At 69.1% G+C, this 22,683-nt stretch carries 20 protein-coding genes and 1 pseudogene; 10 read left to right on the top strand and 11 right to left on the bottom strand.

Going from position 1 to position 22,683, the window contains the following annotated elements:
- Positions 1-149: 149 nt before the first annotated feature.
- The 3 genes from JYK02_RS34815 (at position 150) to JYK02_RS34805 (ending at position 2,589) form a co-directional block, all read left to right on the top strand.
- Complete coding sequence (locus JYK02_RS34815) at positions 150-632, top strand: hypothetical protein (protein WP_207057236.1); 483 nt, start codon at positions 150-152, stop codon at positions 630-632.
- Between the two features lie 123 nt (positions 633-755).
- The gene (locus JYK02_RS34810; RefSeq protein WP_207057235.1) at positions 756-1,370 is read left to right on the top strand and encodes a hypothetical protein; all 615 of its coding nucleotides are present in this window, start codon (positions 756-758) and stop codon (positions 1,368-1,370) included.
- Positions 1,371-1,374: 4 nt separating this feature from the next.
- Positions 1,375-2,589 (top strand): methyltransferase, encoded by a 1,215-nt coding sequence (locus JYK02_RS34805; protein WP_207057234.1) that lies wholly within the window; start codon positions 1,375-1,377, stop codon positions 2,587-2,589.
- Here JYK02_RS34805 and JYK02_RS34800 read toward each other — a convergent pair.
- Complete coding sequence (locus tag JYK02_RS34800; protein WP_207057233.1) at positions 2,567-2,866, bottom strand: hypothetical protein; 300 nt, start codon at positions 2,864-2,866, stop codon at positions 2,567-2,569. The two genes, JYK02_RS34805 and JYK02_RS34800, sit on opposite strands and share 23 nt — an antisense overlap.
- 220 nt (positions 2,867-3,086) lie before the next feature.
- Between JYK02_RS34800 and JYK02_RS34795 the strand changes: the two genes are divergently transcribed.
- Both JYK02_RS34795 and JYK02_RS34790 read left to right on the top strand, forming a co-directional pair.
- A complete protein-coding gene (locus JYK02_RS34795; protein WP_207057232.1) occupies positions 3,087-6,146 on the top strand; it encodes a kelch repeat-containing protein in 3,060 nt (1,019 codons plus the stop codon).
- Positions 6,147-6,191: 45 nt separating this feature from the next.
- Positions 6,192-6,593 (top strand): hypothetical protein, encoded by a 402-nt coding sequence (locus tag JYK02_RS34790; protein WP_242589551.1) that lies wholly within the window; start codon positions 6,192-6,194, stop codon positions 6,591-6,593.
- A gap of 21 nt (positions 6,594-6,614) precedes the next feature.
- Here the strand turns inward: JYK02_RS34790 and JYK02_RS34785 are convergent, their stop codons facing one another.
- Together JYK02_RS34785 and JYK02_RS34780 are read right to left on the bottom strand one after the other, a co-directional pair.
- Positions 6,615-7,694, bottom strand: a complete 1,080-nt coding sequence (locus tag JYK02_RS34785) for a peptidylprolyl isomerase (RefSeq protein WP_347402653.1) — start codon at positions 7,692-7,694, stop codon at positions 6,615-6,617.
- A 124-nt stretch (positions 7,695-7,818) separates the two neighbouring features.
- Positions 7,819-8,847 carry a hypothetical protein gene (locus JYK02_RS34780; protein ID WP_207057231.1) on the bottom strand — a complete coding sequence of 343 codons (1,029 nt, stop codon included), beginning with the start codon at positions 8,845-8,847 and terminating at the stop codon, positions 7,819-7,821.
- A 272-nt stretch (positions 8,848-9,119) separates the two neighbouring features.
- Here JYK02_RS34780 and JYK02_RS34775 point away from each other — a divergent pair, with 272 nt between their 5' ends.
- Positions 9,120-11,249, top strand: coding sequence for an alpha-amylase family glycosyl hydrolase (locus JYK02_RS34775; RefSeq protein WP_207057230.1), 2,130 nt, complete (start codon positions 9,120-9,122; stop codon positions 11,247-11,249).
- 151 nt (positions 11,250-11,400) lie between these two features.
- Here the strand turns inward: JYK02_RS34775 and JYK02_RS34770 are convergent, their stop codons facing one another.
- The 3 genes from JYK02_RS34770 to JYK02_RS34760 all read right to left on the bottom strand — a co-directional run bounded on the left by JYK02_RS34770 (position 11,401) and on the right by JYK02_RS34760 (position 13,116).
- Positions 11,401-11,739, bottom strand: a complete 339-nt coding sequence (locus JYK02_RS34770) for a hypothetical protein (protein ID WP_207057229.1) — start codon at positions 11,737-11,739, stop codon at positions 11,401-11,403.
- Positions 11,740-11,884: 145 nt separating this feature from the next.
- Positions 11,885-12,406: a hypothetical protein gene (locus tag JYK02_RS34765; RefSeq protein WP_207057228.1), complete on the bottom strand. Its 522-nt coding sequence runs from the start codon at positions 12,404-12,406 to the stop codon at positions 11,885-11,887.
- Positions 12,407-12,573: 167 nt separating this feature from the next.
- Complete coding sequence (locus JYK02_RS34760; RefSeq protein WP_207057227.1) at positions 12,574-13,116, bottom strand: hypothetical protein; 543 nt, start codon at positions 13,114-13,116, stop codon at positions 12,574-12,576.
- Between the two features lie 198 nt (positions 13,117-13,314).
- Here JYK02_RS34760 and JYK02_RS34755 point away from each other — a divergent pair, with 198 nt between their 5' ends.
- The gene (locus JYK02_RS34755) at positions 13,315-13,836 is read left to right on the top strand and encodes a hypothetical protein (RefSeq protein WP_207057226.1); all 522 of its coding nucleotides are present in this window, start codon (positions 13,315-13,317) and stop codon (positions 13,834-13,836) included.
- Between the two features lie 21 nt (positions 13,837-13,857).
- Here JYK02_RS34755 and JYK02_RS34750 read toward each other — a convergent pair whose 3' ends face one another.
- The 4 genes from JYK02_RS34750 to JYK02_RS34735 form a co-directional block, all read right to left on the bottom strand.
- Positions 13,858-15,261 carry a UdgX family uracil-DNA binding protein gene (locus JYK02_RS34750; RefSeq protein WP_207057225.1) on the bottom strand — a complete coding sequence of 468 codons (1,404 nt, stop codon included), beginning with the start codon at positions 15,259-15,261 and terminating at the stop codon, positions 13,858-13,860.
- Positions 15,261-16,511: a putative DNA modification/repair radical SAM protein gene (locus tag JYK02_RS34745; protein WP_207057224.1), complete on the bottom strand. Its 1,251-nt coding sequence runs from the start codon at positions 16,509-16,511 to the stop codon at positions 15,261-15,263. The genes JYK02_RS34750 and JYK02_RS34745 overlap by 1 nt, the downstream gene beginning before the upstream one ends.
- Positions 16,512-16,613: 102 nt before the next feature.
- Positions 16,614-18,068 (bottom strand): carotenoid oxygenase family protein, encoded by a 1,455-nt coding sequence (locus JYK02_RS34740; protein WP_207057223.1) that lies wholly within the window; start codon positions 18,066-18,068, stop codon positions 16,614-16,616.
- Positions 18,069-18,079: 11 nt separating this feature from the next.
- Complete coding sequence (locus JYK02_RS34735) at positions 18,080-18,490, bottom strand: DUF2141 domain-containing protein (protein ID WP_207057222.1); 411 nt, start codon at positions 18,488-18,490, stop codon at positions 18,080-18,082.
- Positions 18,491-18,633: 143 nt separating this feature from the next.
- On the opposite strand from JYK02_RS34735, the gene JYK02_RS34730 reads away from it, so the two are divergent.
- Complete coding sequence (locus JYK02_RS34730; protein ID WP_207057221.1) at positions 18,634-19,575, top strand: sigma-70 family RNA polymerase sigma factor; 942 nt, start codon at positions 18,634-18,636, stop codon at positions 19,573-19,575.
- Between the two features lie 10 nt (positions 19,576-19,585).
- Positions 19,586-19,948: pseudogene (locus JYK02_RS40840) on the top strand (alpha/beta fold hydrolase); the annotation flags it as partial.
- Positions 19,949-19,955: 7 nt separating this feature from the next.
- Here JYK02_RS40840 and JYK02_RS40170 read toward each other — a convergent pair.
- Positions 19,956-20,840 (bottom strand): hypothetical protein, encoded by an 885-nt coding sequence (locus tag JYK02_RS40170; protein WP_242589550.1) that lies wholly within the window; start codon positions 20,838-20,840, stop codon positions 19,956-19,958.
- 355 nt (positions 20,841-21,195) lie between these two features.
- On the opposite strand from JYK02_RS40170, the gene JYK02_RS34720 reads away from it, so the two are divergent.
- Positions 21,196-22,662 (top strand): hypothetical protein, encoded by a 1,467-nt coding sequence (locus tag JYK02_RS34720; protein ID WP_207057219.1) that lies wholly within the window; start codon positions 21,196-21,198, stop codon positions 22,660-22,662.
- Positions 22,663-22,683: the final 21 nt, after the last annotated feature.

The raw sequence follows: 22,683 nt of genomic DNA, 5'->3' as shown, positions 1-22,683 counted from the left end.
CGTGGGTCAGAGCAGGCGGCTCGGCGGCCGAGGCAAGGCCGGTTGCCCGACAGGCCGCCTTCGCGCGCCCTGCAAGCGGCCAGGTGGGCTGGCCAGGGCTCCTGGATTGGATGGCGGGGTGTCAGCGGGGGGAGGTATGAGGAATGGCCATGAGCCACGAGCAGACGCCCGCCGAACCTGAAGTCATGGAGCCCACGTTCTGGAGGAAGAACGGCTGGTCGGCCAGGGTCATCAAGAACGAGGAGGACGACGGCTGGGCCGTGGAGATCCGCAAGCAGGGGCTCTCCGAGCCCGCCCTCATCAGCCCGTGGGTGATGGGCCGCGACAAGAAGAACCCCAAGCCCTTCGATTCGACGGCGTTCGCGACCTTCGTGAAGACGGCCTCGGAGGTCCTGGACCGCTCCGCCCGGCAGCGCGACCAGGCCATGACCAAGAAGCTCTCCATCGCCTGGGAGGGCCGCTGGTACGAGGTCCGGCTGGAGCTGGTGCCCGATGAGTACGATCCCCACGCACTGCTCTCCGCCATCGACGACGCCGGCTCGACCGTCGCGAAGCACCGCGTGCCGGCGAACTTCAAGTTCACCCGGGACGTCGCCAACGCGTGGGTGCGCGGCGGCTTCAGCGAGCCCTGACGCTTGTCCGGCCATGGCTTCACTCCTAGTGTGGGCGCCGCAACCTGGACGTTCAGACACTTCGAGAGGAGCAGGGCGATGACCATGCGCGGGTCGATGTGGGTTCTTGGCTGTGGAGTCCTGATGTCGTGCGGTGCCTCCATGCAGGACGAAGAAGCGGTGGTTCTCGGCACGCGGCAGGACGGCCTGGCCCAGGTCTTCACCCAGCAGGCGGACTTCACGGTGGCCACCGGGGCCACCCTGATCCCATTCCCCGCGGTCGCGTACGACGCGTATGCCGACCATCCCTCGGGCGCGGCGTCGAGCTGCACGCAGACGCTGCAGGGCATCGACCTGCCGTGGGGCTCCAGCGCGCCCATCGTCAACGTCCTGGCGCCTCGCGCCAGCACCTGGGTCTGCTTCATGGGGCCTGGCTGGAACCGCAACAACACGAACCCCCTGCCCGTGAAGCCGACGATCCTCGCCAACGGTGAGGACGACCTCGAGATTGCCTTCCTGCGCCCCGTCTCCGCCGTGGGCCTGGAGCTGCTCACGAACAACGTGGCCCAGCACAGGGTGACCCTGACCTTCACGGACGCCACCCAGGAGATTCTCGAGGACGCGGTGCTCGATACGAATGCCAATGCCTTCGAGTTCGTGGGGATCCAGTCCTCCAAGCGCATCCGCTCCATCTTCATCGACACCACGGGCGGCGCTTTGGTGAACGAGGGCATCGCCGCCATCTGGACCGCGCCGTGAGGACATGGACTTCCGGGCGCGGCTCCAGGCGCTAGCGGATCAGCTGGGGCCCTGGGCCCCGCTCTGGTCCCGCTCCATCCTCCAGGGCTGGCCGGGGTCTGGCGCCGCCTATCCCGAGGACTGGCGTGCCTACGCTCGTTCAATCGATGAAGCGGGCGAGCGGCGGCTGGACCAGGGCGAGCTCGTGGGCGCCCCGCCTCCGTCGCTGTCCGCGCTCCTGAACTCGCTCCAGGCGCTGACGGCGCTGCCCTGGCACGAGGGCCTTCACGCGCTGACGGTCACGGAGACGCAGGGCCTCACCGCCAAGAAGACCCACGAACTGGAGCGGGTGCTCGCGCTGCTCGAGCCCAGGACGCGCGCCATCCGGCGGGCGGTGGACATCGGCGGCGGCATGGGACACCTCGCCCGCCTCTGCGCGCGGACGTTCGGGTGGACGTTCCACAGCATCGACCGGGACGCCGCGCTGCAGGACAAGGGCCGGCGGTGGCTGGCGCGGACCTCCCGCGCGGACGGGGACACCCTGAGCTTCATCCAGGCCTCCGTCGAGGACGGCCCCCAGCCCCGGATTGATCCGCTCTTCTCCGGCCTGGACCGGGCCTCCATTGGCCTGCACACCTGCGGGCCGCTCGCCCTCACGCAGCTTCGAAAGAGCCAGGGGGCGGGCTTCGTCCTGAACATCGGCTGCTGCTACGACAAACTGGAGGCCCCGAGGGACTACCCCGTCTCCCACTTCGGGGGCGCGCATCCGCTGCCCTTCACCCCGCATGCGCTGGCGCTGACGACGCGCGGACGGCATCACAAGACGGAAGCGGAGTTCGCGCGGATGAAGCGGGTCTACGCGTGGCGCTTCGCGTTCGACCTCCTGTCGAGGCAGCGCTTTCCCGAACTTGGCTTCGTGAGGGCAGGGGACGCGCCCCGGGCGCTCTATGACGGGCCCTTCGCCGTCTACGCGCGCGACCGCCTGGTGCGCCTGGGGCTTGAACCCGGCATGACGGACGCCGAGCTGGACGCCTTCGAGGTGTCCGTACGCGCCGAGACGCGGGAGCTCCTGCTCTGCCATCTGCTGAGGGACCGCTTCGCGAGGGCGTTGGAGGTCGTGCTCCTGCTCGATCGCGCGCTCCTCTTGGAGGAGCTGGGCTTCCAGGTCGAGCTGCTCCAGCTCTTCGATCCGCGCCTGTCTCCGCGCAACCTCGCGCTCATCGCTTCGCGGGGCGCTTGAGCCCCGGCGTCAGCCGCGCCGTGAGGAAGCGCACGGCTTCGTCCGACAGACCCAGCGGCTGAGGACCGCCCCCCGTCAGGAAATCGCGGACGCCCGGGGCGTCTTCCTTGCGGCCGTCCTCGAACAGGATCCAGCACGCATCGCCACGATAGTCGTGCGCGTACCGGGCGATGCGCGTCCCTCCCCGGAAGATCTCATAGCGATAGTCGCCGAATGACTCGCGGTCCCCGGTCGCGTGCCGGATGGTCAGGGGGGATGGCGCGGATGTGCGTTTCATCGCGAGGGGGAGTCTGTCGACAAAGTGTCTCAAGGACTGTTTTAACTCGGAGTCTCACCACCCCGAAAGCGTGAACCCCATGCGTCACCTCACACGACATCTGGCCGCAGCGCTCGCACTCGCACTCCTTGCCTGCGGCCCCGGGCCCGAGCCCGAAGGCGATGGGGCGCAGGTTGGGGGGATGGGGCTCCCGCTGACGGCGACCATGACGTCGCGTCGAATGGATCACGCAGCGGCGCTGCTGGCCGACGGCCGGGTGCTCGTGATGGGCGGCACGGGGAACGACGGCGAGGTCACCACGGCCGAGGTGTATGACCCGGCCACCAACACGTGGACCGCCACCGGCTCGCTCGCGGTGGTCCGCCGTTTCCACACGGCGACCTTGCTGAACAACGGTCAGGTGCTTGTGGTGGGCGGGACGGGGAGCAGCGGCAACGTCGCGCTCGCGGAGCTGTACGACCCGGCCACCGGGACGTGGTCCGCCACCGGTTCGCTCAACCAGGCCCGCTACTCGCACACCGCGACGCTGCTGCCCAACGGCAAGGTGCTGGTGGCGGGCGGCTACGGCCGCTACCCCCCGGGCGTCCCCATGGAGAACGTCCCCACGGCGCTGGCCACGGCCGAGCTGTACGACCCGGCCACCGGCACGTGGACCCCCACCGGCTCGCTTCCCAACATCCGCTACGACCACCAGGCGACGCTGCTGCCCAATGGCAAGGTGCTGGTCGTGGGCGGGCGGTCGCTGAGCACGTCCAACACGAGCTTCTACGCTTCGGCCCTGCTCTACACCCCGGCGACCGGCACCTGGGCCGCGACCGGCGCGCTCCCGCACTACCGCGACGCTCCGGCGCTGACGCTGCTGCCGGATGGCCGGGTGCTCGCGGCGGGCGGGGGAGGCCCCACCGGGACCGTCTACGCCACCGCCGTGGCGTACAACCCGGCCACCGGCACCTGGGCCGCCACCGCCGCCACGGGTCTCCAGGGTCGCACCCAGCACACGGCGACGCCGCTGCCCAATGGCCGGGTGCTCCTCGTGGGCGGAGCCACGACGAGCGGCTCCGACCTCGCCGGCAACATCGTCAGGCGTGCCGAGGTGTATGATCCGGCGACTGGCGCCTCCCTCACCGGATGGCTCACGCAGGCTCGCGCCTTCCACACGGCGACGAAGCTGCTCGATGGCCGGGTGCTCGTGGCGGGAGGGCTGCTCCCCGGCGGCTACCGCCTCTCCACCTCCGAGGTGTACGACCCGGCCACCGGCTCCTGGACCGCCACGCCGTCACTCGCCGAGGCCCGTCAGCTCCACACGGCGACGCCCCTCTCCGATGGCCGCGTGCTCCTGGCGGGAGGGCAGGGCCCCAACGGCCCCATCGCCAGCGCCGAGCTGCACGACCCGGTCACCCACACCGCGTCCACCACCGGCGCGCTCGCCCAGGCCCGCTCCAGCCACACGGCGACGCCGCTCTCCGATGGCCGCGTGCTCGTCACCGGGGGCCTGGGCTCCAGCGGTCCGCTCGCGACCTGCGAGCTGTATGACCCCGCGACCGGCACCTGGAGTCCCACGGGGCCGCTCGCGCAGGCGCGCAGCGCTCACACGGCGACGGTGCTGATGGACGGCCGCGTCCTCGTCACGGGAGGGCTGGGCCCCAGCGCGCCCCTCGCGACCTCCGAGGTGTTCGACCCGGCCACCGGCACCTGGACGGTGACGGGCGCCCTGGCCGCGGCCCGCGCCAGTCACACGGCGACGCTGCTGCCCAACGGCAAGGTGCTGCTCGCGGGCGGCAGGAGCGCCACCGCCCCGTTGGCCACCGCCCAGCTCTACGACCCGGCCACCGGCGTCTGGACGGCGACGGGCGCACTGGCCGCGGCCCGCTCCAGTCACACCGCGACGCTGCTGCCCAACGGCAAGGTGCTGGTGGCGGGAGGCGCGGGCGCCAGTGCCCCGCTGGCCACCGCGCAGCTCTACGAGCCGGCCACCGGCGTCTGGACGGCGACGGGATCGCTGGCCGTGGCGCGCTCCCAGCACACCGCGACGCTGCTGCCGGACGGCACGGTGCTCGTGGCGGGCGGCAAGGGCGCCACCGAAGTCCTTCCCGGCACGGAGGTGCTGACCCCCGCGGTGGGCACCTGGCGCTTCCTGTCCCCGCTCGCGCAGTCCCGCACCGCCCACACGGCGACGCTGTTGCCCGACGGCAAGGTGCTCATGGCGGGCGGCTCGGGCCCCAGCGGCGCGCTGATCAGCTTCCAGGAGTACGACCCGGCCGCTGGCGCCTGGGCCGCCACCGGCTCGCTCGCGCAGGCCCGCCGCTTCCATACGGCGACGCGGTTGAGCAACGGCAAGGTGCTCGTGGTGGGCGGTCAGGGCCCCAGCGGCGCCCTCGCGAGCGCGGAGCTCTATGACCCGGTCACCGGGACGTGGACCGCCACCGGCTCGCTCGCCCAGGCCCGCTACTCCCACACCGCGACGCTGCTGGTGACGGGCGGGGTGCTGGTGGTGGGCGGATTCGGCACGGCCCGGCTCGCCACGGCGGAGGTGTACGACCCGGACACGGGCGTCTGGACCGCCGCGGGCTCGCTGACGACGGCCCGCTATCTCCATACCGCGACCCAGCTCTTCGGCTCGCCCCAGGTGCTGGTGGTGGGCGGCTCCGGGCCCAGCGGTCCGCTCGCCACGGCCCAGCTCTACGACGCGGAGACGGGCACCTGGAGCACGACGGGTTCCCTCACGGGGGCCCGCCACACCCACTCGGCGACCCTGGTTCCCGGTCTGCCTTCATGGAACCTCCTGGTGGTGGGCGGATATGGCTCCGCGGCCCTGGCCACGGCCGAGCGGTACAACCCGGCCACGGGCACCTGGACCGCCGTGGGCTCCGTCACCCAGGCGCGCTACGCCCATGGTGCGACCCTCCAGACCAGCGGCGGGGTGCTCGTGATGGGCGGGACGGGTGCCAGCGGTGCCCTCGCCACGGCCGAGCACTTCACGCCGGGCACCGCGCAGACGCTCGGGCGGCCCGCGGCGGGGCTTGTTCAAGCCCGCTCCCAGTTCGTGGAGACGCGGATGCCCGACGGCAAGGTGCTCGTGGTGGGCGGAACGGGCACCGCCGGCATCCTCGGCACCGCCGAGGTCTATGACCCGGCCCTCCCGGCGTGGTCCAGCACCGGCTCGCTCATCCAGGCCCGCCGGAGCCACACAGCCACGCTGCTGGCCAATGGCAGACTGCTCGTGGTCGGGGGTGAGAACAGCACCGCCGCCCCCTATCTCGCCAGCGCGGAGCTGTACTGACGTGCAAGGCGCGGCCCATGCCCGGTCCTCCGGGCGGGCCTCCCCGTGCTAGACAAGACGCCCGTGTTCCCAGACAAGCCCCAGCGCAGCCCCGAGCCGCCGCCTCCGGAACCGCCCCGCAGCTGGTGGCGGCGCGTCGTGAACTACCTGGAGCTGGACACCTGGGAGGGGCGGGGGGCCTTCTGGCTCGTGCTGGCCGTGCTCGTCGTCGGCTTCTGGCCGCTGGTGGCGCTGGCGGTCGCGGACGTGAGCGGCACGACCCGGCGGATGCTGATCGCCGCCGGGCCCGTGTCCATCTGCCTGGGCTTCGCCGTCCTCATCCTGTGGTGTGGCTACAAGTACGGCGAAGGGCTTCAGTGGTCACGCCGCCAGACGTGGGGCATGGCCGTGATGTTCCTGGGCCTGGGCCTGCTGGGTGGCCTGGGCCTCTGGTTCAGCGAGGGCTGAGCGCCGCAAGCGAGGCGGGCTTCAGGCCTGCTCCGCGCCCTCGAAGGTGACCTTCGCCTTGTTCATGACGTGCTCCACGGCGAGCAGGTACCAGCCCAGCTCGGCCAGGCGGCGCGTCGTCTCGGGCGACTCGCGCAGGGCGGCGTGGGCGTCCTCCGCGGTCAGCCCGAAGGGCTCCACGTAGTCGCGGATGAGCTGCTCCAGCTTCTCCGGCGTGAGCTGCAGCTTCTCCGCCTCCGTGACGGCCTTGAGCGCGATGCCGATGTGCAGCCGGCGCTCGGTGTCCGCGCGCGTGGTGGGGTCCGTGAGCCAGCCCTGGAGCGCTTCCTGCTGCTCGTCCACGTCGAACTGGTAGGCGACCATGGCCTGGCCCTCGGCCTGGACCCAGCGGCGGCGGATCTCCTCCTCCACCAGCACCCGGGGGAGCTCCACCGGCGCACGCCGGGCGACTTCGTCCAGGACCATGTCCTGGGCCTTGGCCCAGAGCTGCCCCGCGACCTCGTCCTCCAGCTCCTCGCGGATGTTGTTGAACACCTCTTCCAGCGTGGCGCCCATCCCCAGCTTCTGGAGGAACTCCGGGGAGTTGTCCGGGAGCATCGTCACCTGGTGGGCGCCGAGGATGTCCACGAGGAAGCGCGCGGGCTTCCCCTGGAGGCCTTCGACCGGGTAGTCCGCCGGAAGCTCCAGGGCGATCTGCATGGACTCGCCCACCTTGCCGCCTTCGGCCAGGGCCTCGCAGAACCCGGGCAGCGCCTCGATGGGCGCCAGCTCCGTCGTCATGCCGAAGCGCGCGGAGAAGGGGATGAACCTGCCGTCGCAGTAGCCCACGATGTTGAGCTGGACGTCGTCGCCCGGCTCCAGCGCCTCGCCCTTCTGGCGCTCACGCGTGGTGGCCATGGCGCGGCGCTTCTCGTGGAAGGCGCGCAGCAGGTCCTCTTCCGTGAGGTCGTCCGGGGTGGGCACGTTCACGGCGATGCCCTCCAGGGAGGGCGCCTGCACGCTGGGAACCTTGAGGGACTCGGCGGAGACGCTGCTCACCACCGGGCTCATCTTCAGCAGCCGCTCGACGCCGCGGCCTGGAGGCGCTTGAGGGGGGGTCACGAATGCTCCCGGGAGATAGACGACGAGTCCGCGTCCGCGCCAATGGGGAACAAAGCGACGGCTCGGCATGGACTGAGATCTAGTCCAGCCGAGCCGCTCTGACAAACCGCGAAGGTTCGAAGGATTACTTGAAGAAGGCGCCCACGATGCTGGAGACCGTGGAGACGGCCGCGCCCACCTGGCTGACCACCGGGATGTTGGTGGCCGCGGCGATGGAGCCCACGGCGGTGATGACCGACGTGACCTTCTTGCCGACGCCCGCGTTCTTGTCCATCAGCGTCGCGCCCGCGTTGGCCACGTCCACCGCGGCGATGGCCACGTTGACGCCCGGAGCGAAGCGGCCCAGCGTCTTGGCGGCCGTGCCCGCGGCGGCCTTCGCGCCCTGCTTGAGGGCGGCCTCACCGGCCTCGCGGCCCACCGTGGACAGCGCAGCCTTGGCGGCGGAGCGCGTCCCGCTGCCCAGGATGCCCTTGGCCAGCGTGCTGCCCGCCTTCGCGGCGTCGCCCGCGGCGGTGGTGACGGCGCGGCCCACGTTCTTCAGCGACGCGCCCTCCATGATGCCCTTGGTGGCGGCGCCCTTGACGGCCTTGAGCACGTCATCGCTGGCGTTGGGGAGCGCCTTCTTGAAGGTGTCGAAGGCCGCCTTGCCGGCGTCCAGCTTGCCCTTGAAGATGCTGCCGCCCAGCACGCCGCCCATCACCTTGCTGCCCACGATGCCGCCCGTCGCGGCGTTGATGGTGGACCTGGCCGCGTCCAGCGAGGAGCGCGTCGCGGTGATGATGTCGTCCTTGCTGCCGGAGCGGATGGCCTGGCGGATGTCCTTGAACGCCGTGGCGCCCGCGGCCACCGCGCCGGGGATGCCCGCGTAGCGCATGGCGGCGCCCATCTGCGCGCCGAACTTGGTCAGCCCCTTGAAGCCCTGGGAGAACGTGGGGTTGCGCACGAAGTCCAGGTTCGTCTTCCCGAGGATGCCCTGGGCGCCGGTGCCGATGTTCTTGATCTGCTGGAAGGCGTCCTTGCTGAAGTTGATCGCCTTGGACGCCTGGGTCGCGACCGCGATGCCGCCCTTCACGAGCTGCTTGTTGGCCTCGAAGGTCTGCTGGACGTTGGTGCGGACGGCGTTGAAGGTGCGCTTGATGTCGGGGAAACCCATGGTGGGCCTCGTGGATTCGGAAAGGAGGTGGAACTTGAACGGATTATCGGACGCGCAGCGCGCGAGTTGCTTGGGACCTGATTTTCAGGATGGCACGCCCGGGGCCAGCGGGTCAAAGCGCCAAGTCGCTGGAATCATTGCGTTTTCCTGGGCCGGGGCGTGGCGCGGGGCTGATGGCGAGCCCCACTCCGCGGGGACGGGTTGAGCGTCGCTGAGCGAGTATTCTGCCCCGTGGATTTTCATGGGGCATCGACCCCAGGGGAGCGCGTGTCATGCATTGGCGGAAGTCCCTTCTCACGCTGGTCACGGCGGGTGTCCTGGTCGCCTGCCAGGGTGGGAGCAGTGGTAGCGATGGAGGCACCCCGCCTCCGCCGCCGGTGGACGGGGGCGTGGACGCGGGCGTGGAGGAGGATGCAGGGGTGGACGCCGGAGTGGACGCGGGCGTCTCCTACACCGCGACCGTCAGCGTCTCCGCGACACGGGCCGACAGCCGTCTGGCCTGCTTCAGGGGCAACGGCGAACCCGAGTGCGGCCTGCGCCTGTACCAGGTCATGGTCGAGGCCTTCGTCGACGCCGACAGCAGCGCGGACTCCAACACCGGTTATGGCACCAGCCACCACAAGGGAGACCTGCAGGGCGTCATCAACAGCCTCGACGCCATCAAGTCCACGGGCGTCAACGCGCTCTGGCTGACCCCCATCTTCCACAGCGTGCCCGTGAGCGGCCAGGACGACTGGGCCCATCGCCTGGATGCCACGGGCTATTTCGCGTCGGACTACTTCAGCGTCGACCCGAAGTTCGGCACCAACGCGAAGCTCCAGGAGCTGGTGGACGCCGCGCATGCCCGGGGGCTGTATGTCTTCCTGGATGGCGTGTTCGGCCACTACAAGGTCAATGCCAGTGATTACGCCTCGCCGCAGGGCCGCAAGCTCTCCACCTCGGGGCAGCAGGGCGGCACCGGGCGGTCGGCGGTCTATCCAGACGACCTCGACTTCTTCAAGGAGGTCGCGACGCACTGGGTGACGGAGTACAAGATCGACGGGTGGCGTCTGGATCAGGCCAATCAGGTTCCGGTGCAGTACTGGGATGACCTGAGGACCGCCGTCGCCGGTGCCGCGGCGGACGTGAGCTACACGAACGCGGCCGGCCAGAGCGTCCATCCGCTGGGGTACATGGTGGCGGAGATCTGGAGCGGGCCGGCGGACATCGCCAGCAAGGGCTATGGCACCACCGCGAGCCCCGCGCTGCGGTCCGCGTTCGACTTCCCGATGCGCTACAGCCTGGTGCAGACCCTGGCGGTCGAGGAGTCCGGCACGGGAAACCGCGGCGCGAGCAACCTCCAGGCCGGGTATCAGAACCAACTGGCGTATCCGGCCCACGCCATGCCGAACCTGATGCTGACCAACCACGACCTGGTCCGCTTCGGCGATCTGCTCCAGCGAGGAAACCTGGCGGATCCCCAGGACAGCGCCTGGTGGGCGCGGCACAAGGCGGCCTTCAGCGTCATGGTCGGGTACAGCGGCCCCATCACCCTCTACTACGGGGATGAGGTGGGGCAGGAGCTGCCGGGCTTCGCGGCGAAGGAGGACAACGCGACCTGCGCCCTCCGGGGCGTCTGCGACGACCATGTCTCCCGGACCTCCGCCATCGTGGAGGGCATCCCGACCACGGTCGGGGCGCCCGCCACGGTGCTCTCGCCCGCGCAGGCGGACCTGAGGCACTACGTCGCGTCCCTGATGGCGCTGCGCGACGCGCATCCGGCGCTGGCGAATGGCAGCCGGACGCACATCTACTCGGACGACAGCGTCTACCTCGACCGCAAGGACAAGGGCACCGACCACGTCCTGTATGTGTTGAACGCGAAGGCGACGCCCGCGGTCGTCACCGTGGCCGGGACGGCCATTGGCAGCGCGGGGGCGCTCGTCGACCTGCTGGGAGGCGCGGAGGTGGCCCTCGTGGAAGGGCAGCATGAGATTGCGCTGAAGCCGTTCGAGGGCCGGTTCCTCACCATCGCCTCGCCGACAGCCGAGGGCCCGCAGACAGGCCCTGGCGGCGGACTCTCCGGTCAGGGCCCCCTGGCCCGTTGCGACGCTCCGACGGTCGACGGGCTCGGCCCGCTCGGGAAGGAGCTCTTCATCCGGGGCAGCTACGTCGGAGGAGACAACTTCGGTGCGACGCCCGCCAACCGCCGCTTCGCCTACAAGGGCGACAACATCTACCAGGTGGTGGTCAACGAGCCGGACGTCACCGCGTACACCTTCAAGTTCGCCAGCGCGGACTGGTCGAAGGAACTCGCGGTGTCGGGCGGGGCTCCGGTGGTGATTGCCTCGGAGCAGCCCATGTCGCTCGCCGCGGGGCCCGGCAAGGAGTCCTCGCTCGCCATCCCGGAGGCCGGCGACTAAGTGTTCAGCTTCCGCATCAATGCCACCAACGACGGCGGCGAGCTGATGGTGAGCAAGTGCCCCTGATGCGCTGACACGGCGGCACGAAAAAGCCCGGCCCTCGCTCGCGGAGGCCGGGCTTTCTCAGGATGAGACCTGGGCGCTGAGAGGCCTAGCAGGTCTTGTTGTAGAGCGCGATGCAGTTGTCCTTGAACTGCTGGTAGGTGCACTGGCCGTTCTGCTGACAGGTGGCCCAACCGTTGTAGCGCGGGTCCCGACAGTACAGGAGCGTGACCCAGCAGCCGGCGCCCATCGCGGAGACGTCGCCGCTCGAGTCCTCCATCGACGCCAGCGGCTCTTCCGAGCTCATGGGGCCGAAGTCCAGGTTGATGCTCTGGCCGGACTCGGTCGTCACCGTCTGCACGTTGTCAGACGAGGCGTCCTCCGCGCCCGCACCACAGCCGATGAGAGGAACCGCGGCCAGCATGAGCCCCAGGAGCAACTTCTTCATGGTTGTTCTTTCTCCCTCAGAGAAATCAAGAACGCCTGAGGGGGCGTCGCATGTGGATGAACGGCCTCCACACCCGGCATCCTAAGAACAAGTCAAATGCGGATATAGCTGAAAAACAAGAAATGTGGGCCAGAATACAAAGACCTCACTTCCGGTTCGCGCAGAAAGGGGCGTCGAAGGTTCCCGACAACCCTGTCGCCACTCCGTCGGATCTCCCCAGGAGCTGGACATCGAAGCTTCCAACGAGCTGGTCCGTCGTGGCGGTCGTCAGCTGGATGCTCCCGCTGGTGGCCACGCCAATCGTCTCCGTCCCTCCGTCCGTGAGGCGCTGCTGGAGCTGGACGAAGCCAGGGCCGTTGGCGCTGCCGACCTCGAACGTCCCTGCCGCAGGGGGGCCGAGGACCGAGACCGTCACGAAGCGGGACGGCGGAAGTTCATAGCCGGCGTCCGCGGGGGTCGTGCAGAGCCCGGAGAAGTCGCTGTCGGACAGGACGGCGATCGAGAAGGAAGTCCCGCCGTCGGGGCTGCGCGGCAGCAGTTCGCCGGACCAGGTCACCGGGAAGGCCTTGTCTCCCTTCAAGGTCCCCACGCCCTCCGTCTGTTCGGACTTGGAGTCACAGGCAGGAAGGAAGAGCAATCCGATGACGGGAAGGAGGTTCAAGCGCATGGGTGTCCTCGATGAGCGGGTCGGGTGTGCTGGAAATATCGCGGCGAACGGACTTCCACCTGCCACGCATTGTATTTCACGATGCACTGGCGGTGGCGGAACCCGAAGGGCGCGAGCCCTCCCCCATGAGGGGAGCGCCCGCGCCCGGGGTCAGCACTGCTCCATGCTCAGGGCAGCATCTGGCGCGTCAGCGTGGCGGGGCGGGTGGAGCGCGTCTGGGCCTCGTTGCCCAGCCAGGCCACCGTCACCTCGTTCGCGTCCTTGAGCGACGTGGCGTCCGGCAGGAAGACGAAGAGGCGGTCGGGTGGCACCGCCCAGGTGTCTCCGACGCGCTCTCCGTTGAGGTAGATCTCCGGCGAGGACGAGCGCTCCAGCGAGCCCAGGGGCTCCTGGGTCTGCACCTCGATGGCGATCGCATCCGTCGCGCGGGCGAAGCCGACGGCCTCCTTCAGCGTGGGGATGCGCTCCGCGTCCAGCGCGAAGCGCAGCTCGTAGACGGTGTTGGGCTCCAGCCCCTGGGCGCCGACGGTGAGCGAATCACCCACGGGCAGGACGTCAATCGCCTGCCCCCGGTCGTCCACCGGGGTGAAGACAGCCGCCCGGCTGGCGGATTGGATGAGCTGGGGAGGACTGCCTTCCGGATTCGTGCTGCCCAGGGCCGCGGTCGAGAACGCGGTGAGCAGCACGAAGGGCCATGCAAGACGTTTCACGGAGCCTCCGATGCGGGGATGACGGGGGCCGCTCAGAGGAGGGACGGAGGACGGGGACTCGCGGCCAGGAGGGATTGTAGCCGGAAAGGCCACAATGATTATCCATCCACGTAAAAAAAGAATTACTGAAACTGTCTTGCCAGCGTGAAAATTCCGTAATATCAGTAAAGCGCCTTAACTCGAATGAGGGGGATGAACATGAAGCGTGCAATCGAAGCGGTGTCTTCTGCGGTCCTGGTGCTGGCGGCTGTCACCATCCTGGGTGGCTGTGGGGGTCCGCCTGAAACCGTGGAGGAGCTCGACGTCGAGCAGTCGAAGTCCTCGCTCTTGTTTACGGGGGCGACGCTCTATGACTCGGGAACGCAATGCACCGTCAATGGCAGCACCATGCATTGTTGCCCTACCGGCTACGCGATGATTGGCGCGCACGTCGCCAATAACGTCTTCAAGTGCGCCCAGCTCTCATCCACGGGCGGCGTCCGCTTCCTCGATACCGGGCTCACGCGCAATAACATGCACGCCTGTCCCCAGGGCACCGTCATGGTGGGAATGAACGCCAGCAAGAACTACCTGGCGTGCCAGGCGCCGGGGACCGCCGTCGTCTTGGAGTACGTGGACGGAACGACCACGGACAGCTACCCCATGCATGTGTGCGGGGCGGGTGGGTACGCCATGAGTGGCATCCACCTCGGCAACAACCAGTACACCTGCGCGAGGTAGCGGGGCGTCTCCAGCCCGGACTCACCCGAGCGCGCGCAGCGTGTCCGCCGCCCGGCGCAGGTCCTCCTCGAAGTGGACCCGCGCCTGGGCCCGCGCGCGCTCGTCCGGCATGCGCAGGAGCGCCGAGGGGTGGAAGGTCGCCATCCATGCCTTCGCCCACGGCGTCTCGAACACCTGGCCCCGGCTCAGGTTGATGCGAAAGCCGGGCCCGAGGAAGGCCTGCGCCGCCGTGGCCCCCAGGCAGAGGATCATCCTCGGCTTCACCTGCGCCACTTCGGCGTCCAGCCACGCCTTGCACGCGAGCACCTCGCTCCGTCCGGGCTTCGCGTGCAGGCGCTGCTTCTCCTCGCCCGCCACCCACCCGAAGTGCTTCACCGCGTTGGTGACGTAGAGCTGCTCGCGCTCGAGGCCCACCTGGGCGAGCACCGTGTCGAGCAGCTGGCCCGCGGGACCGATGAAGGGCCGGCCCATGCGGTCCTCCTGGTCTCCGGGTTGCTCGCCCACGAGCATCAGCCGGGCCCCCATGGGCCCCTCACCGAACACCGTGCGCGTGGCCCGCTCGTGCAGCGGACAGGCCCGGCAGCCTTGCGCCGCCTGGGCGAGCGAGGCGAGGTCCCGGTGCTCGGGCAGGAAGCGGCCCGCTTCGGAGCGCTCCAGCTTCGGGGTCACCATGCGCGAGGTGCGCTGGGGCGCCTGGCGCACCAGCTCCGGGATGAGCCGGGCCTCGGGCAGGGTGGCCCAGTGCTTCTTGGGCATCTCCGCGCGCATGGCCCGCACGTTGAGCCGCGCTGGATTGAAGGTCGACGCGTAGTACGTCCCCCACATCTCCTCCAGCGCATCGCCCTCGGGCGCTTGCGAGCGCGGCACGCCGGGGCCGTACGTGAGCTGCTCCTGGTCCCAGGACACGCTCGCGTCCGGCGTGAGGATGCTCCAGCGCATGGACGGAAAGCGCCGCGCGAAGAAGGGCGCCACGTAGCGCACGATGAGGTGCTCGGGCCGGTGCCACGCGATGAAGAACTCCTCGCCGTCCTGCTCCACCCGCCGGAAGCGCACGAAGGCCTTCATCTTGTGCGCGTCCCGCTGCACGGCCTTGGCCATCATGAGCACGCGGTGCACGTCCGCGTCGCTTTCGATCTCCAGCAGCTTGCGCTCGCCTTGCACGAGCCGCCACAGCACCCGGTAGAGCAGCCCCCAACGCTCCGGCGAGCGGTGACACGCCACCTTCCGTGCCAGCTCCAGGAACGCCGGAGGCACCGACAGGGCAGCGATGGGCGCGCTCGCGGGCACCGCGTCCGGCGCGAGCAGTGAACCCTGGCCGTGCCCCTCCTCGGTGAACAGCACCTGCTCCGGAGACACCCCTCGGGCGAGCAGTCCTCGCGCGGCGGTGCGGAACGAGTCCAGGTCCGGCCCCACCTCCACCCGCATCAGAGCTCTCCGGTGAGGGCTTCCCGGGCGGAGGCGAAGAGGGAGAGCTGGGTGGCGGGAGGCGTCACCCGCTCCACGAGCCGGGCCGAGTCGAGGAGCCCCGTGGGCCGGTGGTCCGCCGTCACGATGAAGGGCTTCATGCGCGCGAGCGGGACGTGCAGCCGCGCGAGGTCCGCGAGCGTGACGCGGTGCCAGCGGCGGATGCGGAGGATCCGGTCCACCGTGCGCACGCCCATGCCCGGCACGCGCAGCAGGTCCTCGCGCGGGGCGCGGTTCACGTCCATGGGGAACAGCTCCCGCCGGCGCAGCGCCCACGCGAGCTTCGGGTCCAGCTCCAGCGACAGGTCCGGCTTCTCGGGCGGCGTGAGCTCGTCCACGCGAAAGCCGTAGAAGCGCAGGAGCCAGTCCGCCTGGTACAGCCGGTGCTCGCGCACGAGCGGCGGCGCCTTCGCGGGCAGGCGGGCGTCGACGATCGGAATGGGGCTGTAGGCCGAGTAGTACACGCGCTTGAGCTTGAAGCGCGTGTAGAGGCGGTTCGCCGTGTCGAGGATGGACGCGTCCGGCGTGGGGGTGGCGCCGACGATCATCTGCGTGCTCTGGCCCGCGGGTGCGAACTTCGGTGCCTTGGGGCTCTCCTTGCGCTCGGCCTTGGATTGCTCCACGCGGGCGGTGATGTCCTTCATCGTCCCGCCCGTGACGGCGAAGCTCTTCTCCGGCGCGAGCTTCTTCAGGTCGCCGTCCGTCGGCAGCTCGATGTTGGCGCTCAGCCGGTCCGCGTACCGTCCCGCCTGCTCGATGAGCTCCGTGGACGCGCCCGGCACCGCCTTGAGGTGGATGTAGCCCTGGAAGCCGTGCACCTCGCGCAGCGTGCGCGTCACCTCGATGAGCTGCTCCATCGTGTAGTCCGGGCTCTTGATGACGCCGGAGCTCAGGAACAGGCCTTCGATGTAGTTGCGCTTGTAGAAGTCGAGCGTGAGCCGCACGACCTCCGCGGGCGTGAAGCGCGCCCGGGCGGTGTCGCTGGAGATGCGGTTGATGCAGTACTGGCAGTCGTAGATGCAGAAGTTGGTGAGCAGGATCTTGAGCAGGGACACGCACCGGCCATCCGGCGTGTAGCTGTGGCAGATGCCCATGCCCTCGACACTGCCGAGCCCATCCTTCGCCGCCTTGCGTTTGCCGCCGCTGCTCGAACACGAGGCGTCGTACTTGGCGGCGTCGGCGAGGATCTCCAGCTTCTTGCGCACGTCCATGAAGGCAACCCTACCCACCGCCTCTGACGCTCGACGCGGTGATGGGACGTAGCAGGCAGGGTGACGAGGGCTGCTCCTCCGCCTGCCTGAACAGCCGGCCGACTACCCCTTCAGGAAGGTGCCGTGGAAGCCCAGCGGCAGCGCGCGGGGCAGGGTGGCGAGCGCCACGGGTCCATCGTCCAGGTGCTCCGCGTCAAAGGCCGCCAGGCGCGTGTGTCCGCGCGTGCAGTCCAGCGACGTGCCCAGCAACCAGCCCTGGCCCTCCCTTGAACCGGTGGGCACGAAGAGGTGCTCCTCGGCGATGACTCCCGGGCCGTAGTCGAAGCGCTGCACCCTGTCGCGCTCGACGTCGATGCGCGCGATGACGCCCCCATGCGGGAGCACGGCGTCCTTGTCCTCCATCACGACGAAGTGCGCACTCCCGCTTCGTCCCGGGACGCGGGCGTCCACGACCGGGAACTCCGCGCCGTGGGAGCTGCGCAGGATGCGGCCCTGACCGGCGCCGAGGGGAATCTCCAACTGGGCCAGCCGCGCCGGTGGGCGATCCTTCACCCGGCCCTGGATGTCCTGGTCCACCGTCAGGTGCATGAAGTGCGCGTCCTCATACCAGCAGGCGTAGGCGCGCAGGCGGTCTCCGTCCTCCCACGCATGGCCGAAGTGGAAGACGAAGCCCGCGGGCAGCTCCCGCCGCACGACGCGCGTCAGGTCCGCCTTCTCCACCACGAGCACCGTCGTGCCCAGCGACGGCTGCCAGGCCTCCTTGTCGAACCACGTCAGGTTCTGCGTGTCGTCCCACAGCAGCGGCGCGAGCACCACGATGAGATGGCGCTCGGTCTGCGCGAAGGCGTGCGCATAGCCGGGGATGGGCATGGGCAGGGACGCGAACTGGAGCATCCGCCCGTCGGCGCTGAAGTGGTACAGCATCATCAGGCCCTGCTCACCGGCGTACGGCGCGAGCCCGTAGTTCCAATAGCTGCCGTCGCGCTCGGGCAACGGGTGCGCGGAGAAGGGCACTCCGGTCAGCTCCTCGGACCAGTCCTTCGTGCCGCGCGTCTCGAGCGTCTCCGGGTCCAGCCGGTACGCGGAGCCCGCCTCCCAGAGCGCGAGCAGCTCGCCGCCCACCATGAGCACCGATGTATTGGCCACGTTGTTGGCATCGTTGCCGCGCGCGGGCAGCTCGGCGGTGCCCAGCGCGTAGTGGCCCAGCCGCTCCTCGTTCTGGAACTTGAAGGTCGACACGAAGCGCCCGTGGTGGGTGACGCCACGGGACGAGACGCGGAAGGACTGCACCATGCCGTCACCGTCGAACCAGTGACGGACACGCTGGCCCGCGCGCTCCAGGCGGGCGGGGCCATTGCGGAACAGCGTGCCGTGCAGCGCGTCCGGGAAGCGGCCCTTCACCTGCGCGTCCACGGGTGCCAGCGCCGCGGACGTCACGGAGCGCCACCCCAGGGCCCAGTCAGGGGCCAGGGGCGGCGTGGCGGCGGAACGCGGGCCCGAGGCGCAGCCGGTGAGCAGCGCGGCACCCATCCCCTTCAACAGTGTGCGGCGGTCCATGGCGCGGGTCCTCAGAACACCGTCAAGGTGAGCAGCGTGCCATCGGCGGCCAGCGTGAACTTCGCCTCATCGAACTTGGGCTTTCCGCGCGCGCCCACGTTGTTGCTGAAGCCGTAGCCTTCCTTGGGGATGCCAATGAAGTTGGTGTCGAGCTTGTTGTTGTCATTGGCATCATGGAAGAGGCTCACGGCGTAGGTGCCCGGCGCGAGGTCCGGGATGGTGACGGTCACCTTCGCGTCCTTCACCTCCACGGTGCGAATGGCCACGGGCTTGCCCTTGTCGTTGAACGACGCGGCGTCGGCGTGCACGGCGATGAGGAGGTGGCCCGTCTTCTTCGTCAGGCCCTGGATGTCCAGGGTGAGCGTCGCGGCGTGAGCATTGGCGGCCAGCAGCAGCAGGGAAGCGGCGAACAGGGTCTTCATGAGGGGCCTCGGGTGTGGCGGGTGGATGCGAGGCAATATGAAGGGCCGTGCCCGGGGGCACATGTGCCTGAAGTCACATGCGGACGCTTTCTCTCCGCGCCTCCCGGGCGTATCCTTTTTCGCCCGTCGCGTGTCTCTCCGGCATGAGCACTGAATCCCAAGACCCGCTGGGAGACGCCGTCAAGGCGTCCTGGCGCCGTTTCATCGAAACCTATGAGCCGCTGCGCCCGGAGCTCTACCGGTACTGCCGGCAGTTGACGCGCAGCCCCTGGGATGCCGAGGACATGGCCCAGGAGACGATGGCCCGTGCGTTCGCGAGCCTCGGCATCATGGCGGAGCCGCCGCGCAGCCCGCGCGCGTGGCTCTTCCGGGTCGCGAGCAACCTGTGGCTCAACCGGATGCGACAGGCCCGGGAGGTCCCGGCTCTCGAAGGAGTCGAGGTCCCGGAGCCTGCGACGCGCGCCGAGCCGCGCGCGACGCGTGAGGCCGCGGGAACGCTGCTCTCGCAACTCTCACCGCAGGAGCGAGCCGCGGTCGTGCTCAAGGACGCCTTCGGGATGTCACTGGAGGAGACCGCGGAAGCGCTCTCCACCACGACCGGGGCCATCAAGGCCGCGCTGCACCGGGGGAGGGCGAAGCTGGTGACGCCGGAACCGGCTGAGCCGGCTCCGGTGGCGCCCGCCGTCCTCAACGCCTTCTGCGACGCCTTCAACGCGCGTGACCTGGATCGTCTCACGGCGCTCCTGCTCGATACGGCGACCCTGGAATACCCGGGCTTCAAGATCGAGTCCGGGGCCCAGGCGGTCCGCGACGGCTCGCTCCAGGGAACGCTCTTCGGCTGTCCCGAGGGGGGCTACGTGCTCGTGGATCCGCCGCGTTGCGAACTCCGCGCGCACCGCGGCGAATCGCTCTTCCTGTGGTGGTCCGGAGACGAAGTGCATGCCGTCGTGCGGGTCGAGCTGGACGGCGACCGCATCACGCGGCTGCGGAGCTACTACCACTCGCCCGAGGTCCTGACGGAGATCTGCCGCGAGCTCGACGTCCCCTTTCGCACGCACGGCTACCAGCCTGCTGCCCAGCACTGAAGGAACTGCCATGACAACCCAGACAGTCAGGTCCGCTGACGGAACGTCCATCGCGTTCGAGACCACCGGCAAGGGTTCACCGCTCATCCTGGTGGGTGGCTCGTTCTGTGACCGCACGGCGCCGACCTCGGGAACCCCGCTGGCGGCCCTGCTGGCCCATCGCTTCACCGTGTTCAGCTACGACCGGCGCGGCCGAGGAGACAGCGGGGACACACCGTCCCATGCGCTCGAGAGGGAGGTGGAGGACCTCGCGGCGCTCATCACCGCCGCTGGCGGATCCGCCGCCGTGTTTGGCAATTCGTCCGGCGGCCTCCTGGCCCTGGATGCGGCGGCGCGAGGACTCCTGATCTCGAAGCTGGTCGTCTATGAGCCGCCCGTCATCAGGGAGTGGCTGCGGAGCTGGTGGGCTGGGGCCACAGCGTCGGGGCGTCGACGCCCTGGACGCGCACCAGACTCTTCTGCGTCTGGCTGTCGAACACCTGGGCCGTGCGGCCCGCTTCGCTCAGGGACACGATGAGCACCATCGCGCCCCGCGCTTGAAGCATGAGGCGCTCTCCCTGCTGAGCCGCCAGTGGCTCCGGCGGCACCAGAGCACCGTCCCGTTCCCAGCGCAGGGGCAGGCTCGCGAAGTTCGAATCATCCTCAGGGTCCTTCGCGACTCGGTAATGCAGGACAGCTCCCGGTGTCGGCAAGGTCCGCCAGGCCTCCTCGTCGGTCGGGTCCTCGATCAGGGTGGTCTCCAACGTGTGGGCCATGGCCTTGTCCGAAGGCTTTCCTGGCAGCGCGTCGGCCGACGACACCGTTTGATCAAGCATCTTCTTCGCGGCATCGAGTTCGCTGACGTCGGGAGCATCCTGCGAGCCGAAGCTGCTCACCTTGGTCTCGATGCGCTTCCACGCTGCCCCCTCCATCCGGTAGGCGAACGCGAGCCCCGGAGCGTTCTCGGCATTGGAACTTCCATCCGCGACCGGGTAGCGCTGCCCTTCAAACGCAAGGAATTGCCTGCCGCCTTCTCCAGATTCCGGTGTGCGCTGAACGTAGACGTCCGCAACAAGTGCCTGGGGCCGGCCCTGTGTATCGAACCCCAGCTGCACCAGCGACGGCCCCTCCTTGCCCTCGACGGGGGCTCCCCCAGGCAGTGAGGAGAGCTCCAGCTTCTTGATGCTCTTGGTCGTGAAGTCCACGCGCCAGGCAAGGGGCGCGGTCCGCTCGCCCATGGCGGCGCTGAACGCAATTCCCTCGGTCGCCGCGGGGTTCCAGGACAACCCGGTCTCGTCGCATGCCGCGTCAAAGGCGAAGCGCTGGGGCTCCCCCGTGGGGAGTGGCTGTCGCACCCATTCACAGCGCTGGGGTCCCACGGATACAAGGTATGACAAGGCTGGACCCAGCTCCGCTTTGTTCGCGGGCGCGGGAGCGGAGGCCTTGGCAGGCGCGGGAGCGTTCGCGTCCGCCGTGGAGGGTGGGTTGGATTTGCATCCGGACACGGCAAATGTGAAGGCAACCAACATGTGAGACCAGCGATTCAAAGACATGGATTTCCTCCATCCAGAAAGCGCTTCCGCGTCTGGCCAGGGATTGCGAATTGATGTTATGCTAGCAAAAATTCAGCGAGGGCGTTGTATGACTCTACTCAATACGTCCATATCACTGTTCCTGCTGGCCGCCGCGCCCGCCATGGCGGACTCTTCGTCCCCAGGTCTACGGCTGCACGAGGGCCATCCCGCGGGCTTCAAGGTGGACGGCGCGCTCAGTGAGTGGAAGGCGTTGCCTCCTTCGCTGTCCCTCGGGGGGGAGCAGCGGGTGGCAGGAACCTCCCAGGTCACCTCGCCGCAGGATCTTTCCGCCCAGTTGTGGGTGGCGGTGGGGCCTGAAGGACTCGCCATGGCGGGCGAGGTACGCGATGACCGCGTGTTCCTGTCCGCCACGCCCGAGCAGATCCACCATGACCATCTGGAACTGTGGCTGGCGCTGCCCCAGCCCGAAATGCCGCCGCTTGCCTTCGTCAACCAGTTTGGTGAGCACCCGCTCGCGACCGCTGACGCCTGCGATGATGCGGAGGTCGTGACCTCGGGCGACCCCGCGGCGTGCCGCGCGTGGTGGAAGAAGCAGACGGAGCGCCGCAAGCAGTTGGTGCGCCCCTTCATCGCCCAGTATGGGCTGATGTCCGGAGGGGTGGTGCAATTCGGAAAGAAGGGGACGGTAGGCCCTATTCGCTACGAGTTGATGGACGGCGGCTACCGCTTCGAGGCGCTCATTCCCGCGAGCGCCTTTCCCCGCTCGGCCGAGGCCCCGCTGCGCAACCTCAAGGTCCTGGTGAGCCTGGTCGATAACGACGAGAACAAGAACAAGCTCGAAACATTCTTGTCGTCTGTCGCGGGCCAGCGCTTCGGCGATCCCAGCACGTTCCAGGCGGTGAAGCTTGCCCAGCCACTGCGTTTCGGGGCCTGGCCGGAGTTGTTCGAGCGGGCGTTGAAGGCCAACGAGCGCGGTTCCTATCAACCGGGACCGGACGTGCGAACGTTCGAGGTCTGGCTCAACCCCGCCAGGGGCTATCAATACTCGCCAGAGGCCCCGAGCCCCGAGGTGGTGAGCGTTGACCTCTCCAAGATGGAGCCCCAGGCCTCGCTCAATGACATCGAGGTCCTGACGGTGCCCGCGCAGGTGGAACCCACCGGGAGCCTGGGCCACTGGCTGGTGTCCCGCCGCGACAAGGCCTTGCTGGACACGCGATACAGTGGCACGCGAACCGTGCTCAACACGCGACGGCCGCCCGGACTGCACCTGCTGCTGGTGACCGAAGGGACTCAATCCCTGCTGGGGACCGGGACATGTGGTGCCTGCCCCATGGTGTCCTTCGAGGTCGTGCCCATGGACGAGCGCGGCAAGTTCGCGCAATCCATGTCGCTGGAGGGCGCCGCGAGCCAGGGGGACAAGGTGGAATGGGATGCGTCGGTGGACCTGTCGCGCATTGACGCCTTCATCGTGCCAGCGGAAGGCAAGTCCAGGCAGCTCGACGCTCGCTATACGTGGAACGCCAAGACGGGCCGCTACGACGAGAAGCGCTTCGCGCCGCCTGCCACGCCGTAGCGCGTCCGGAAGTTTGGAAGT

Origin of the sequence: Corallococcus macrosporus, from assembly GCF_017302985.1 — a bacterium.
GTDB lineage: Bacteria > Myxococcota > Myxococcia > Myxococcales > Myxococcaceae > Corallococcus > Corallococcus macrosporus_A.
This window is presented reverse-complemented; position numbering and strand designations above follow the sequence as displayed.